The sequence below is a fragment of the Thalassospira mesophila genome, assembly GCF_002115755.1.
GTDB classification, from domain to species: domain Bacteria; phylum Pseudomonadota; class Alphaproteobacteria; order Rhodospirillales; family Thalassospiraceae; genus Thalassospira; species Thalassospira mesophila.
The window spans coordinates 393,760-408,833 of record NZ_JFKA01000004.1 but is presented as its reverse complement, the minus strand read 5'-3'; the positions used below and the strand labels follow the sequence as shown (position 1 = coordinate 408,833).

Below are 15,074 nucleotides of genomic sequence, written 5' to 3'. Positions count from 1 at the left end.
CGTAAGCTGTCCTCATCACAAAGGTCATCCGCAGCAGAGCGGATTTATGAGGAGAGAATCGTGGTAAACATTCTGATTATCAATGCCCACAAACGTTACGAAGGCTGGTCGGAGGGAACGTTGAACCGGCACCTTGCAGGGGTGATTGATGCCGAGTTTCGCGCCGCCGGCTATGATGTGCGCCAGTCATATATTGACGATGGCTATGACATTGCCGATGAAGTTGCCAAACATGTTTGGGCGGATGTGATTATTTTACAAAGCCCGGTAAACTGGTTTGGTGCGCCTTGGACCCACAAGAAATATCTCGACGAAGTTTTTAATGAAGGCCTGGCACAAAAGCAGTTGATTACCGATGATGGCCGGAGCCGCAAGGACCCGTCGCGCCAATACGGCATGGGCGGCAACATGCAGGGCAAAAAATTCATGATGTCGCTGACATGGAACGCCCCGGAGGTGGCATTCGGGAACGATGCGCAGGTTCTTTATCGTGGTAAAACAGTTGACGATGCATTTTTGCATATTGCCGCCTGTTACCGGTTTTGCGGTGCCGAAATTGTACCGTCCTTTTCGTGCTATGACGTTATGAAAACACCGCAAATAGAACAGGATGTTGTGCGTTTGCGTGCGCATCTTGCCACGTATTTTTCATTATCAGCACAGAATCAGGATGCTCTGTCGGCCTGATTTTTGCAAAAACAGCATAAACAAAAAGCCCGTCCTGATGGTGTCAGGGCGGGCTTTGATGTTTATGGAACCGGCAAAGGTCGGTTTATTCGGCGGCGACGGCTTCTTTTTGCCCGGTCACCAGTGCCATGTAATCTTCCATCAGGGTTTTGGAAATCTGGCCGGGGGTGAATTTATACTGGCCGATTTCTGAAACCGGGGTGACCTCGGCAGCGGTGCCGGTCAGGAAGCATTCTTCAAAGCCGGCCATTTCGTCGGGCATGATTGTGCGTTCAATCACATCAATGCCGCGCGCCTTGGCAAGGCCGATAACCGTTCGGCGGGTAATGCCGTTCAGGAAACAATCCGGGGTCGGGGTGTGCAGTTTGCCTTCTTTGACAAAGAACACATTGGCACCGGTCGCCTCGGCCACATGACCGCGATAATCAAGCAGCATGGCATCGGCATAGCCCTTGCGCTCGGCTTCATGTTTGGACAGGGTGCAAATCATGTAAAGGCCGGCGGCCTTGGCATCGGTCGGTGCGGTGTTTGGTGCCGGGCGCGCCCATTTTGACAGGTCCAGACGAATGCCTTTCAGGCGTTCTTCGGGCTTGAAATAGCTGGGCCACTGCCAGGTGGCGATGGCAACATTGATTTTGGTGGTCTGGGCGGCAACACCCATCATTTCGCTTCCGCGCCAGGCGATGCGACGCACATAGCCATCAACAATATTGTTGGCTTTCAGCGTTTCCATCACGGCAGCGTCAAGCTCGGTCGAGCTGTAGGGAATGGTCATATCAAGGATTTTGCCCGATTTGATCAGGCGTTCGCCATGCTCGGCAAGCTTGAAAACATTACCATTATAAGCACGTTCCCCTTCAAACACGGCACTGGCATAATGCAGTGCATGGCTAAGCACATGTGCTGTGCTGTCACGCCAGGGTTTGAGTTCGCCGTTAAACCAGATAAAACCGTCGCGGTCATCAAAGGAAGGAGTCGTCATTTGCCAAATTCCATTTAAAAGGGTCTCTTGAACGTAACTTTATGTCCCTAAACATGTAGCCGAAGTAACATTCATAGATTAATATGTCAACGTAACTGACATAACGGAACAGCATGGCAGATATCTCGACACGCAAGGTCAATCCGCTTTTCCTGCGCGAGGAAGAGCTTCGTCAGGGCATGGAACTTCTGTTTTATGCCTATCGCGATTTCACGGCCGAAGCCGATTTGCTATTGGAGCAATATAATTTCGGCCGCGCCCATCATCGGGTTATTCATTTCGTCAGTCGTAACCCTGGTATCAATGTCAGTGACCTTCTGGCGATTTTGCAAATTACCAAACAGTCGCTTTCGCGCGTGCTAAGCCAACTGGTGCGCGACGGTTTTATCGAGCAGAAAACCGGTATTCAGGATCGTCGCCAGCGTCTTTTGACGGTAACGGAAAAAGGCGAGGAGCTTGAACGCAAACTGTCGGAAAACCAGCGCACTTTGATCGCCAATGCCTACCGCGAAGCCGGGGCAGAAGCCGTTGAAGGTTTTCGTAAAGTAATGCTGGGTATGCTGGGGGCCAGTGACCGGGCCCGGTTTGACGATGAGTTTTTGCCAAACGGCTTGCGGCGGCGGTTAGGATAATTGGTGGCCCAAAGGGGCCCGTATTTTGGGTTTTACCGCACGAAGACGGATTGCGCGGCGCAGGTGCCGGGTTATATTGTTGCGCGTATGGGGCTAATCAGCACGGTTCTGACAGGCCGATTGCGCGACTGTTAAAGGTGGATTGAATGGCCGAAATCGGATCGCCGCATATTTTGGTGGTGGATGACGATGACAGATTGCGCGATTTGTTAAAACGCTATCTGGGTGAAAACGGGTTTATGGTTACCGTGGCCCGCGATGCCGCCGAGGCCCGCGCCCGTCTTGAGGGGCTGGAATTTGATTTGCTGGTGATTGATGTGTTGATGCCCGGTGAACGCGGCGTTGATCTGGCAAAATCACTGCGAGACCGCGGCATGAAAGTGCCGATCATGATGTTAACCGCCTTGTCAGAAACCGACGACCGCATCGCCGGGCTAGAAGCCGGGGCAGATGATTATCTGGCCAAGCCGTTTGAGCCGCGCGAGCTTGTTTTGCGCATCGAGGCGATTTTACGTCGATACAGTGTGCGTCCCGAAACCGGCGACATCCCTGAAAAAGCAGTCTCGGAAGTGGCCTTTGGCGATTTTCGGTTTGATATGGACCGCATGGTTTTGCAACGCGGCGGGGAACATGTTTATCTGACCACCGCCGAGCAGGATCTGCTGGTAGCGCTGGCAGGCCGCACCGGGCAAACCACTACGCGCGAACAGCTTTTTGATTTAACCGGGGGCAGCGGCAGTGCTGATCCTGCGGCATCACGCAGCATTGATGTACAGGTCACACGGCTACGCCGTAAACTTGAAGATGATCCAAAACAGCCAAGATACTTGCAGACAGTACGCGGTCGGGGATATGTCCTTTATACAGATTGAACTGCTGCAATGCAGTGGACGCGATTAATGGCCGATCAAATCGATAAAGGGTGACGGTTTTGGGCAACGCTTATACCGGATGGATCAAATCTTTGCTGCCGAGGGGCCTGCTTGGGCGGTCCTTGCTGATCCTGATGACGCCAATGCTTTTGTTGCAGATCGTCACGGTGTTGATCTTTTTTGAACGGCACTGGGATACCATTGCCCGCCAGCTCAGCCGAGGTTTGGCCGGTGATGTTGCCTATGTGGTCGATTATATCGGCCAATATCCGGACCAGGCGCATTTTGATGCGATGACCGATAATGTGCGCCGTCGCATGCAGCTTGATGTGGTTTTTGAACCTGACGCTATTTTGCAAAAACAAATCACCGAACCGCCTTATGGCCTGGTATCGGAAGAACTGTTTACCGCCCTTAAAGAACGCCTCGACCGGCCTTTCTATTTTGATCTGGAAATTGATGACCGCCTGCTGGAAATTCGCGTGCAATTGCGCGACGGGGTGTTGTCGATTGTCGCCCCGCGCAAGCGTCTTTATACCTCGACCACCTATATCTTCTTTATGTGGATCGCTGGAACGGCCCTGATCTTGTACGGGGTTGCTGTGTTGTTCATGCGCAATCAGGTGCGGCCCATTCGCCGCCTTGCCAAGGCCGCAGACCAGTTTGGGCGCGGCGTGAATGTGGATGATTTCAAACCCGAAGGGGCATCCGAGGTGCGGCTTGCTGCCGCCTCCTTTATGTCGATGCGCGACCGTATTCAGCGCCATTTGTCACAACGCACGGCTCTTTTGGCTGGCGTCTCGCACGATTTGCGTACGCCCCTGACGCGTATGAAGCTGGAACTGGCCATGCAGGGCATGTCGCCCGGCGTGGATGCGTTAAAGCAGGACGTGCTGGATATGGAACGCATGGTTGATGCCTATCTGGCATTTGCCCGCGGCGAAGAAGGCGAGCAAGCGGTTGAAACCGATATTGGCAAGCTTTTGACCGATCTGGTGGGCGAGGCCCTGCGCGATGGCGACCAGATTGATTTGCATATCGAAGACAACCAGATGATGGAATTGCGCCGTCAGTCGGTGCGGCGGTGTGTTGCCAATATTATTGGTAATGCCGGGCGCTATGCCACCAACCTGTCGATCCGGGCCGGGCGGCGCGGCAATGATTTTGAAATTATATTTGACGATGATGGCCCCGGTATTCCGGCCGATAAACGCGAAGAGGTTTTCAAACCGTTTTACCGCCTTGAAGAATCGCGTAATCAGGCGACCGGCGGGGTGGGGTTGGGCATGACCATTGCACGCGATTCAGCACGCGGCCATGGCGGCGAGGTGTATCTGGAAGATGCCCCAAGTGGCGGCCTGCGGGTACGGTTGGTCCTGCCTATCGGCCATCAGATACGCACATAACGCGGTGCTGCCGGTTGCACGCCCGGCGTGCTCGTATATGCCCAAACCAAATTACAGGCACGATCCGCTGGCGCGGATCGTGCCATTTTATTGCAAGGTTACCCTGCCGGGAAAAACGTCGCGATATCGCCAAGTGCGCGCTTCAGGGTGGCATGTTGCGGAATGGTGGCATCCTGTGCCGGGTATCCGGTGACCAGCAGGAGGTAAGGTTTGTCTTGCGCCGGGCGGCCACAAATTTCGCCCAGAAATCCCATCGGGCTTGGGGTGTGGGTTAAGGTGGCCAGGCCCGCGCGGTGCAGGGCCGCAATCAGGAAGCCGGTGGCGATGGATACTGATTCGGGCACGTAATAGTTTTTGCGCATTTCACCATCGGTCGATTTGCTTTTGCGTTCACCAAAAATGCAAATCAGCCACGGGGCGATTTCCAAAAACGGTTTGCTGTCATCGGTGCCCAGCGGTGCCAGCGCCTTGATCCATTCATCCCCGGCGCGCCCGGCATAAAAGGCGCGTTCTTCTTCTTCGGCTGCATGGCGGATTTTACGTTTCATATCGGTATCGCCAATTACGGCGAAATGCCATGGTTGATGGTTGGCCCCGCTGGGCGCTGTGCCCGCTGCGCGCAAGCAGGTTTCAATAATGTCACGCGGCACCGGCCGGTCGGAAAATTCACGGATGGTATGGCGGGTGCGAATTTCCTCGTAAAATGCGGTGGCATCAGCGCGCATTTGCGACAGCGGCTTTTCTCGATAATCGGGCAACGGGATGGGGCTATAGGCCGGGGAGTTTGAGGACGCGGTCATGGCAAACCCTTTAACATTGTCAGTTAATATTGTCTGACAATGTTAAAGGGTTTGGTTTTGCCACGCAATCAGTTCTGAATTCTGGTGAGCTGTGAACTGGTGGCGGCAGGCGGGGGAATCGCCTGCGCGGCGTCTGCGTAGGCGTTATCTGGCCGGGGCAAAATAGAAATCATCAAGCGACTGTACAAGCAGGCGGGACTGGTCGACATGGTTTGCCATGATGCTTGCCGCTAGGTTACCGTTCCCGGCAAGGATAGCCGCTGTAATTTCCTGATGTTGGGCATTGCTGTGTAAAACCTTGTCGTCAGCTACCAGCACCCGAAATTGCAGCCAATAAACCGAATTGGCCAGTCTGTGCAGCATTTCCAACAGCATGGTGTTGCCGCTGACATCGGCAAACAACTGATGAAAGGCGATGTTGTGGCGCGACATTTCGCCAAGGTCGCCGGCGTTTTCGGCTTTGTCGAGGGCTGTTTGAATGGCGATCAGCCGTTCTGGTGCACTATGCAGGGCTGGTGCCGCCAGGCGCACGGCCAGTGCCTCCAGCGTTGCGCGAATAATGAACAGGTCATCAAGTTCGCGCCGTGTAAGCTGCCTTACACTAACGCCGCGATGGGGTTCGGATATCAGCAAGCCATCGCTGCAAAGCTGGCGAAAGGCTTCGCGCACCGTGGGGCGACTTACCGCCAGCTTTTGGGTGAATTCGGCCTCGGTCAGGCGTTGGCCGGGAGCCAGCCGCCCGTCGCGTACCGCCTGTGTAATGATTTGACAAACATGTTGAACAGCAGGGGCGTTGTTCTGTGCGGGCATGGGTGTTTTTCCGGGCTTGGGGGCCAAATTGGCCGGGTTTGGCTTGCCTTTGGGCAAGGTGGGCCACATATTGCGATGCAGGTAAGGAAAATACTTATGACAATATTGTCAGACAATATTTTACACAAATTTGATATAGATCAAAGGGTGATTTGATAAAAATACACCTAAGTTGAATGTTTTCTTGCGATATACGGTGGATTGATGTTAAATCGCGGCAACTTGGCATCCATACTGTGCCGGGAACCGTGAATTTCTTTCCCGCCACGGTCTGATTGAAAGCTTCTGTCGAAACGGATTGATGCAGCACTATGGCTAGCAATTTAAACGAAGAAACCGTCACATACGTCCATCACTGGACGGATACCCTGTTCACATTTAAAACCACGCGGGACCCGGGCTTCCGGTTTCTGAATGGTCAGTTCGCCATGATCGGACTCGAAGTCGAAGGTAAGCCGCTGTTGCGCGCCTATTCGATGGTCAGTGCCAATTATGATGAAGAACTGGAATTTTTCTCGATCAAGGTGCCCAACGGGCCTTTGACCTCGCGGTTACAGCATATCAAGGTTGGGGACAAAATTCTGGTGGGGCGCAAGCCGACCGGAACCCTGATTCATGACAATCTGTTGCCGGGCAAAAACCTGTGGCTGCTGTCAACCGGCACCGGCCTTGCCCCGTTCATGAGCGTTATTCGCGATTACGAAACCTATGAACGTTATGAAAAAGTAATTCTGGTGCATGGCTGTCGCGAAGTGCGCGAACTGGCCTATCAGGAATTCATTCATAATGAATTGCCCCATAACGAGTTCTTTGGCGAGGAAGTGCAGCAAAAACTGCTGTATTACCCGACCGTGACCCGCGAAGAATTTACCCATCAGGGCCGGATTACCGAACTGATGGCGTCGGGCAAAATTTATGAAGATCTTGGTCTGGAAAAGCCGACCCTGGAAAATGATCGCTTCATGCTGTGCGGCAACCCGGAAATGATTGCCGATACCCGCAAGATGTTGACCGAATGGGGTGGGATCGAAGGCAATATGAACGAACCCGGTCACTTCGTGATCGAAAAGGCCTTTGTTGAAAAATAACGGGACCGGCATCGTTTGATGCCGGGTTCGGACAAATGTGAAAATGCCGCCAGCTTTGTGTTGGCGGCATTTTTATTGGCAACAATACCGGGGTAATGCGGGGACGCATGACGGCATGTGTTACGACATGCGTTCGCCATTGGGCACGCCCTGTTCCGGGCGGATCAGGACAATGCCGTTATCGTCGGTGCCATCGGAAAAGCCCAGTGCCAGAAATTCGGACATGAACGGGCCGATTTGACGCGGCGGGAAATTAACCACCCCGGCCACCTGCGTGCCGATCAGTTTTTCCGGCGTATAATATTTGGTTATTTGGGCCGAGGTTTTTTTCACCCCGATCACATCGCCAAAATCGACCCACATTTTTATGGCCGGGCGTCGGGCTTCGGGAAAGGGCTGGGCATCAATCACGGTGCCAACCCGGATATCAACTTTCAGGAAATCATCAAAACTGATTTCGCTCATCGGGACCTCCATTTGCTGTGCCCGCAAAATAGCGTGATCCCGCGATATGCGCAAAGTCCGCCAGGGTAATTGGCATAAAACAGGAGTTTGGGCAAAGAAGGATGTGGCGGGGAAGGTAAACAAAGCGGTTTGCCGAAGTGCCGGATATTGTCGGGGCTGCGCATAGAAAAACGGCAGGGCCAATGGCCCTGCCGGAAGTTTGATAACGGGAAGTTATCAGAAACTTATTTGAATTTACTTGGCTGCGGTTTCGGTCTTTTCGATCGCAACCTTCAATTCGTCAAGCGATTCGGTGAAGCGCGACTGCAACAGGCCAAGCGCTTCTTCCTGGGATTTGCTGACAATGCCGGAAAGTTCTTTGGCATTGTTAAGTGCGTCTTCATAGGCGGTTTTCGCAGCAGCGGTCTGTTTGGCAGCAGCAGCCATCGGGGTTTCGCCCGACGTAGCCGAAAAATCTTTACCCTGAGTGGTGGCTTTTTCCATCATGGTCTTGAAGATTTCGCTCTGGCGCTGTGCAACAGCCTGAAAGCCATCAAAAGCAATCTTGTTTGCTTTGGTCAGGGCTTCCATATTCTTGCGCTGAAAGGCCATCATTTCGTTGATATCAATACCCGGCATTTTGAAATCCGTGGTGAATTTGGTGAAATCAACGTCGAAGAACGGGTTGGTGGCTTTTTTTGCGGCGGTCATGAGTGGCACTCCATTTTTAATGCAACAGGTATCGAATGAGGCGCTTTTATTGTGCGCCGCACAATTTCAACTGCAATGTGCCTGAATGCTGCGCTTGGGTCAAGGATTATTTTGCACTGCACAAAAATCTTGGGTTATATTTTTATGTCAGTCTGTAACCACAGGATGCAAGGCGAAAAAGCCGTTATCGTCTGGTTACGAACACACCCGTAAGCGATTGATTTTATGCAGGCGAGGATGAAACCCCGGCGCGGGGATCAGGTGAGGGGGCAGTAGCGGAACTGCCTTGTTGTTGTGTATCATCACCGCCATCTGTGGCCGTTTTGGGGCGGCGGTGGCACAGGCGATTCCTGATATTTCCCAAGACGCCGAGTCCCTTGCCCACCTGCTGGTCCCAGCCGCCGCCCCGGACCAGGTCGCGATCCAGCATCGCCATGGTCGGCCCGTAATCGGGGCTGGTGTCATTTAACCACAGGCGAAAACAGCGGGCATAAATGGCGGTCATTCCGGCGACGCGCAAACTGCCATGAAGGCCACCGGTTTCAAACCCGGCGGCTTCAAGCATCCAGCGCATGGCGGCAAAAATGCTTTTGGTGGCGCGCAATCCGTCTGCCGGGCCCATATCGCCGCCGTCACGCAGGATTGATTTTATTGCATTGCGGTGTGGGGCCAGCGCATCAAAGCGGGCCATGATCACGTCGATCAAACGGTCATGGCGGGGTTGGTCAAAATCGGCCGGGTCAAGGTCAGCCAGAACCTGCTGATCAATCTGGCCGATAAAGGCGCGCAAAATGTCGTTGCGGTTTTTGAAATGCACATAAAGCGCGCCGAGCGATATATCGGCCCGTTTGGCAATGTCGATCAGGGTGACCTGATGCCAGCGTTTTTCGCAGGCAAGGTCCAGTGTCGCCAGGATGGCAGCGTTACGGGGATCTTTTTTTGCAGGCATCGGGGGCTCCTGTATCGGGCGGCGCGCGGTGTTTCACATATCTGGCGCCGCGCGCCTTTATTCAACCTGTGAATTAACGCAACCGGGAATGGCCGTATTATGGCGCAGTCGCGGTTATGCTCACAGGGATGTTAACCCGCCAGTTCGGTTGACCGTTTGCGTGCCGCTTCGACGGCTTTTTCCAATAAAGCAGTCATGCCGTCTTGCGGGTTCATCAAAACATCAAGCGCGGCAGCGGTGGTGCCGCCGGGGCTGGTAACGTTTTTGCGCAGGGTTTCGGCACTTTCCGGGCTGCTATCAAGCAGAAAACCGGCACCGACAATTGTCTGGCGGGCCAACAGCATGGCTTGATCGGCGGGCAGCCCTGCCGTGACGCCTGCTTGGGCCAGCGCTTCTACCATATGGAAAACATAGGCCGGGCCGCTGCCCGACACGGCGGTTACCGCATCCATCAGGGCTTCATCGGTAATCCACGATACTTCGCCAACGGCTTTTAACAGCACTTCGCACATGTCGCGCTGGGCGGTGCTGACATAATCGGTGGGAAACATCACTGTCATGCCGCGTGAAACCGCCGCCGGGGTGTTGGGCATGGCGCGGACAATGCGGGCGGTATCGCCAAGGTGGCTGGCGAAAAATGCTGTGGTGCGCCCCGCCGCCACCGACAAAAACACGGTTTCGGCACGGACCAGCGGTTTGTAAAGGTCGATAATTTCGGGCAAAATTTGCGGCTTAACCGCAAACAGAACGACCTGGGGTATAAAGCTGTCGGGCATATCGGCAAGTTCGGTAATGCCATGAATGCCCAGTCGGGTTTCCAGATTTTCGGCAGTGTCGGCCTGTTCGATTACATATACATTATCGGCGTTCAATCCGCGTGCCAGCCAGCCTTCCAGCATGGCACCGCCCATTTTTCCGCAGCCGACCAGCAATAACCGTGTTTTCATTTCTCACCTTGCTCCGTAACGATGCCGCCTTTAAAGGGGCGTTCCGGGCGAATGCCCGATTATCAGGGTTCCAAAAGCCGTAGCGTTGTTATGGGGGCGGGTCAAGTCACGCGCGGTTTATGTGCCAGTGCTTCTTCGCCCAAGGTGGTGGGTTTTCAAAAGCACGCGCCGGGTAAGGATTGCAAATATCATCGCCCTGACGGCACAAAAATCAAAACCAGCGCAAAATACAAAATACCCCGCACAGGGCGGGGTATCAGAGTCGGATATGATTGCGTCACGCCACAGGCGGGATTTACGCCTGGCCTACCGGTTCCAGCATCGAGCTTGCCAGCGCCTCGTCCGGGGTTTTGTCATCGGCCAAGACAAAATTGAAAGCCGGGAAAAACCGTTCACATTCGCAAATGGCGATTTCAATCAGTTCTTCAAACTGTTCGGTTGCCGGGGGCGCATCGCCGCCAAACAGCAAGGTGTGCCGAAACAGCGGCATGTTTTCGTCCTGCCACAGGCCAAAATGGCCAATCCATAACTGTTCGTTGCATTTGGCCAGCAATTCATACATGCGGGGCCGAATGGCTTCTGGTACGACCAGATCAAAACAGCAGGCAATGTGCAAGGCTTCGGCATCGTCGCGCCAGGTGAAATACGCAAGATAAGTACACCAGTGACCCGGAATTTCGACAACGATTTCGTCGGCGCTGCGGCGTTCCAGATTCCATTGGTTGGTCTGGGCGATATCCTCGACAAGCAACAGCGGGTTGTCGTCGTCGATTTCGCCGTTATCTTGCATCAGGTCGTTCATATAAATTCAATCAGTTTCTGCATCGCCAAAGGGCGCGCACTATAGGGCGCTCGCCGTGCGCTTGCAACCATTGTGGATACAGGGGCAAACAGCTTTTGTCACCCTTGATAACCGGGCCGACCGGTTCAAATGCAGGGCGGCACGGCTAACACCGCAATAACCCCCCAAAGCAACACGACATTTTGTTTTTTCCGCAGGGAAAAATTATGGTCGCAACAGGTGCCGGGCAGGGTCGATTTGCAATTAACCTTTGGGGGCGGATGCGTTTTTGGCGGCTTTGGGGGTGGTTTTTGTTGCCGGATTACTTGCTGTTTCAAGGTTGGAGAGGCGGTCTTCAAGGGTGGCAAGCTGTGCCACCAAGGCATCATTCCGCTGGGTTGCCTTGGTGGCAATATCGCGCACCACGTCAAATTCTTCGCGTGTCACCAGATCCATATTGACCAGTATTTTTTCAAATTGCTGGCGGACAAGCGCGTCAACCTCGCCTTTGACCCCGGTCATGGTGCCCAATGCACTGTTGGTAACGCGGGTAAGGTCATCAAGAAGGCGGTTGTTGATTTGCATTTCAGGCTCCGGCGGGTAAATCGGTTTTAAATCATGTGCCCTATAATATGGTGTTAAGCCGTTCGGGGGCAAGCAATGAAGCATCATTCCGTTTGGGTGTGGCACCTGTGTGCCCTGTCGCACTTGCCCTGCTGCAATCGCGTGCCTATAAAAGCCATCAGCAAAACAGTTGATAGCATGTGCAAGGCGGATAGCCTGTCGGGCTTAGAAAAAGCAGGAGAAGACGATGCTTGTTGTTACGGGGGGAGCCGGGTTTATCGGGTCCAATATTGTTGCAGCCCTGCAAGAGCGCGGTGAAACCGACATTGTTATTGTGGACCGCCTGCGTGATGGCATCAAATGGCGCAACATCGCCAAGCGCGAGCTGCGCGACATCATCCATCCTGACGAACTGCCCGCGTTTTTGGAAGCCCACCCCAATGATATCGAAGCGATATTTCATATGGGCGCAATTTCGGCGACCACCGAACGCGATGCCGACAAAATCGTTGCCAATAATTTCAAGCTGACGACCTTTTTGTGGGAATGGTGTTCCCGCCATAGCACACGCCTGATTTATGCGTCTTCTGCCGCAACTTATGGCGACGGCAAGCAGGGCTTTGCCGATGTGTTTGAACAGGGCGAACTGGCAAAGTTACAGCCCCTGAACGCCTATGGCTGGTCCAAACACGCAACCGACCGGCGGTTTCGCCGCATATTGGATCAAAACGGCTTTCGTCCCAAACAATGGGCCGGGTTGAAGTTTTTTAACGTCTATGGCCCGAACGAATATCATAAGGACGGGATGCGGTCGGTTGTGTCGCAAATGCATGATAAACTGGCAGCCGGCGAACAGGCGACCTTGTTTAAATCGCACCATCCTGACTATGAAGACGGCGGGCAGCTTCGCGATTTTGTCTGGGTCGGGGATGTGGTGAATATTATTCTGTGGCTGTATGACCACCCCGATGTTTCCGACCTGTTTAACATCGGCACGGGCGAGGCGCGCAGTTTCAAGGATCTGGCACTGGCGGTATTTGCCGCCATGGGCAAGGAGCCCGACATTAAATTTGTGCCAACGCCTGAATCCATTCGCGACAAATACCAGTATTTCACCCAGGCCGACATGTCCAAGCTGCGTGCGAGCGGCTATGACGCGCCCATGACGCCGCTGGAAGAAGGGGTGCGCCAATATGTGCAGGACTTCCTTGCGACAGATGATCCGTTTCGGTAAATCCCGATAAAATTAATACTGTAAATAACTGTCACGCCCGGTTAGGTCGTTTTCTGACATGATGGTATGACAGTGCCATGTTCCTGCCGCCTTGTGCTGATTGATCAGGGCGTTACCACCCATTTGCCATCCGAACGGAGTGCGCCCCGATGCTCAGTCTTGCCTTTCCGGCAATCGATCCCATCGCCATTGCCATCGGACCAATTGCGATCCGCTGGTATGCCCTGGCCTATATTGCCGGGCTGACTATCGGCTGGCGTTATACCCTGGCCTATATCAACAAGCAGCCCTATGTCATGACCCGCAACCAGGTTGATGATTTGCTGTTCTGGGCGACCCTGGGGGTTATTCTGGGCGGGCGAACGGGCTATGTCCTGTTTTACAATCTTGATTTTTACCTCGCCAACCCGTCGCATATCTTAAAGGTATGGGAAGGCGGCATGTCGTTTCATGGTGGCATGCTGGGTGTGATTATTGCGGTTTTCTGTTTTGCCCGCTTGCGCGGCATTTCGTTTTTGGGCGTGGTGGATGCGGTGGCAGCCGCCGCCCCCATCGGCCTGTTTTTTGGACGGATCGCCAATTTCATTAATGGCGAATTGTTTGGCCGCACCACCGATGTGCCGTGGGGCATGGTGTTTCCGCGGGGCGGGCCCGAACCGCGCCATCCCAGCCAGCTTTACGAAGCCGGGCTTGAAGGCATTGCCCTGTTTTGCATTTTGTTTGCCCTGTCGCGCAGCGAAAAAATGCGATCCCATCCCGGTGTGGTTGGCGGCACGTTTTTGGCGGGCTATGGCATTTGCCGGATTATTGTCGAATTTTTCCGCCAGCCCGACCAGCAACTTGGCTATCTGATGTTTGGCGCAACAATGGGCCAGCTTTTGTCGATCCCGATGGTTCTGGTCGGTGCGGGCGTTGCCATTTATGGCCTGAACCGCCCGGCGCTGGTTGGCACCAAACCCGCAGATGATACCAAAACCAAAACGGCAAAATCCTGATATTATGACCGACCAAGACAAAGCAGCCACCCCGCTTCTGGACCATTTGAAACGCCGCATTGCGATTGCCGGGCCGATCACGATAGCCGATTACATGACCGAGGCTTTGGCCCACCCGCAATGGGGGTATTACCGCAAACAGGACCCGTTTGGTCAGGCGGGCGATTTTGTTACCGCCCCCGAGATTAGCCAGATGTTTGGCGAACTGATTGGCCTGTGGGCAGCCGTAACATGGCAGCAAATGGGCAGCCCGTCGCGGGTGCATCTGGTGGAAATGGGGCCGGGGCGCGGCACCCTGATGGCCGATGCCTTGCGCGCCGTGCGCAAGGTGCCGGGCTTTGCCGATGCGCTAACGGTGCGGTTTGTGGAAACCAGCCCGGTTTTGCGTACCCGCCAGCAAACCGCGATTATGGAATATGGTATTCCGGCGGTGTGGCACGATAATTTCGATGATATTCCCGATACGCAAAATGCACCCATGATCGTGCTTGCCAACGAATTTTTCGATGCCCTGCCGGTGCGCCAGTTTCAGTTTACCAAGGGTGGCTGGCGTGAACGGCTGGTTGCCATTGCCAGCGAAACCGATGATTTGTGTTTTGTGGCGGGCGGGCTGGCCCCGATGACCGATGCGCTGGTGCCCGTCACCTTGCGCGGCACGGCCAAGGAAGGCGATGTTTTTGAAACATCATCGCTGGCCATTGCAATTGCCGATCAAATGGCACGGCGCATTAACCGCGATGGCGGGGCGGCGTTAATGATCGATTATGGCCACGCCCATAGTGGTTTTGGCGACACATTACAGGCCCTGCGCCATCACAAATTCCACCCGGTTTTATCTAACCCCGGCGATGCTGACTTAACCACCCATGTTGATTTTGGTGCCCTTTCACGCACGTTTGACCAGGCCGACGCCCGCACCGGGGCTGTCCTGGGGCAGGGCACATTTTTAAAAATGCTGGGCATTGAGGCGCGTGCGGATCTTTTAAAGCAGTCCGCCACCCCTGATCAGGCAAGTGCGATTGAGGCGGCGTTGAAACGTCTGGTCGATGCCGATCAGATGGGAACACTTTTTAAAGTGTTGATCGCCTATGGTCGGGAAACGGCCCCGCCGCCCTGTGTCAGCGGTGCCGAAGGTTAGGTTATGAAACCGGCCATGGCCGGGCGGAGGATGC

17 protein-coding genes are annotated in these 15,074 nt (G+C 54.2%); 8 read left to right on the top strand and 9 right to left on the bottom strand.

Annotation, left to right across the window (positions count from 1 at the left end; all coding sequences use genetic code 11):
- The first annotated feature begins 60 nt into the window (after window positions 1–60).
- Complete coding sequence (locus TMES_RS12020) at window positions 61–687, top strand: NAD(P)H-dependent oxidoreductase (RefSeq protein ID WP_085582755.1); 627 nt, start codon at window positions 61–63, stop codon at window positions 685–687.
- 85 nt (window positions 688–772) lie between these two features.
- Here the strand turns inward: TMES_RS12020 and TMES_RS12015 are convergent, their stop codons facing one another.
- Window positions 773–1,669 (bottom strand): branched-chain amino acid aminotransferase, encoded by an 897-nt coding sequence (locus TMES_RS12015; protein ID WP_085582753.1) that lies wholly within the window; start codon window positions 1,667–1,669, stop codon window positions 773–775.
- A gap of 113 nt (window positions 1,670–1,782) precedes the next feature.
- Between TMES_RS12015 and TMES_RS12010 the strand changes: the two genes are divergently transcribed.
- The 3 genes from TMES_RS12010 to TMES_RS12000 all read left to right on the top strand — a co-directional run bounded on the left by TMES_RS12010 (window position 1,783) and on the right by TMES_RS12000 (window position 4,579).
- Entirely contained in the window at window positions 1,783–2,301 is a 519-nt protein-coding gene (locus TMES_RS12010) for a MarR family winged helix-turn-helix transcriptional regulator (protein WP_085582751.1), read from the top strand.
- A 146-nt stretch (window positions 2,302–2,447) separates the two neighbouring features.
- Entirely contained in the window at window positions 2,448–3,173 is a 726-nt protein-coding gene (locus tag TMES_RS12005) for a response regulator (RefSeq protein ID WP_085582749.1), read from the top strand.
- Window positions 3,174–3,265: 92 nt separating this feature from the next.
- Window positions 3,266–4,579: an ATP-binding protein gene (locus TMES_RS12000; protein WP_342746310.1), complete on the top strand. Its 1,314-nt coding sequence runs from the start codon at window positions 3,266–3,268 to the stop codon at window positions 4,577–4,579.
- 98 nt (window positions 4,580–4,677) lie between these two features.
- Here TMES_RS12000 and TMES_RS11995 read toward each other — a convergent pair whose 3' ends face one another.
- Together TMES_RS11995 and TMES_RS11990 are read right to left on the bottom strand one after the other, a co-directional pair.
- Complete coding sequence (locus TMES_RS11995) at window positions 4,678–5,379, bottom strand: nitroreductase family protein (RefSeq protein ID WP_085582747.1); 702 nt, start codon at window positions 5,377–5,379, stop codon at window positions 4,678–4,680.
- Window positions 5,380–5,523: 144 nt separating this feature from the next.
- A complete protein-coding gene (locus tag TMES_RS11990) occupies window positions 5,524–6,189 on the bottom strand; it encodes a GntR family transcriptional regulator (protein ID WP_085582899.1) in 666 nt (221 codons plus the stop codon).
- A gap of 311 nt (window positions 6,190–6,500) precedes the next feature.
- Between TMES_RS11990 and TMES_RS11985 the strand changes: the two genes are divergently transcribed.
- On the top strand, window positions 6,501–7,277 hold the full coding sequence (locus tag TMES_RS11985; protein WP_085582745.1) for a ferredoxin--NADP reductase: 777 nt from the start codon (window positions 6,501–6,503) through the stop codon (window positions 7,275–7,277).
- A gap of 120 nt (window positions 7,278–7,397) precedes the next feature.
- Here the strand turns inward: TMES_RS11985 and TMES_RS11980 are convergent, their stop codons facing one another.
- The 6 genes from TMES_RS11980 to TMES_RS11955 all read right to left on the bottom strand — a co-directional run bounded on the left by TMES_RS11980 (window position 7,398) and on the right by TMES_RS11955 (window position 11,694).
- Window positions 7,398–7,742: a tRNA-binding protein gene (locus TMES_RS11980; RefSeq protein ID WP_085582743.1), complete on the bottom strand. Its 345-nt coding sequence runs from the start codon at window positions 7,740–7,742 to the stop codon at window positions 7,398–7,400.
- 234 nt (window positions 7,743–7,976) lie between these two features.
- Window positions 7,977–8,432, bottom strand: coding sequence for a phasin family protein (locus TMES_RS11975; RefSeq protein WP_085582741.1), 456 nt, complete (start codon window positions 8,430–8,432; stop codon window positions 7,977–7,979).
- A 223-nt stretch (window positions 8,433–8,655) separates the two neighbouring features.
- Entirely contained in the window at window positions 8,656–9,381 is a 726-nt protein-coding gene (locus TMES_RS11970) for a TetR/AcrR family transcriptional regulator (RefSeq protein WP_085582739.1), read from the bottom strand.
- Window positions 9,382–9,512: 131 nt separating this feature from the next.
- A complete protein-coding gene (gene proC / locus TMES_RS11965) occupies window positions 9,513–10,328 on the bottom strand; it encodes a pyrroline-5-carboxylate reductase (protein WP_085582737.1) in 816 nt (271 codons plus the stop codon).
- Window positions 10,329–10,623: 295 nt separating this feature from the next.
- Window positions 10,624–11,130 carry a type III secretion system chaperone family protein gene (locus tag TMES_RS11960; protein ID WP_245835370.1) on the bottom strand — a complete coding sequence of 169 codons (507 nt, stop codon included), beginning with the start codon at window positions 11,128–11,130 and terminating at the stop codon, window positions 10,624–10,626.
- Between the two features lie 243 nt (window positions 11,131–11,373).
- Entirely contained in the window at window positions 11,374–11,694 is a 321-nt protein-coding gene (locus tag TMES_RS11955) for an accessory factor UbiK family protein (RefSeq protein ID WP_085582735.1), read from the bottom strand.
- 226 nt (window positions 11,695–11,920) lie between these two features.
- On the opposite strand from TMES_RS11955, the gene rfaD reads away from it, so the two are divergent.
- The 3 genes from rfaD to TMES_RS11940 all read left to right on the top strand — a co-directional run bounded on the left by rfaD (window position 11,921) and on the right by TMES_RS11940 (window position 15,040).
- Window positions 11,921–12,907 (top strand): ADP-glyceromanno-heptose 6-epimerase, encoded by a 987-nt coding sequence (gene rfaD, locus TMES_RS11950; protein WP_085582733.1) that lies wholly within the window; start codon window positions 11,921–11,923, stop codon window positions 12,905–12,907.
- A 149-nt stretch (window positions 12,908–13,056) separates the two neighbouring features.
- Entirely contained in the window at window positions 13,057–13,902 is an 846-nt protein-coding gene (lgt, locus tag TMES_RS11945; RefSeq protein WP_085582731.1) for a prolipoprotein diacylglyceryl transferase, read from the top strand.
- A gap of 4 nt (window positions 13,903–13,906) precedes the next feature.
- A complete protein-coding gene (locus TMES_RS11940; protein ID WP_085582729.1) occupies window positions 13,907–15,040 on the top strand; it encodes a class I SAM-dependent methyltransferase in 1,134 nt (377 codons plus the stop codon).
- Window positions 15,041–15,074: the final 34 nt, after the last annotated feature.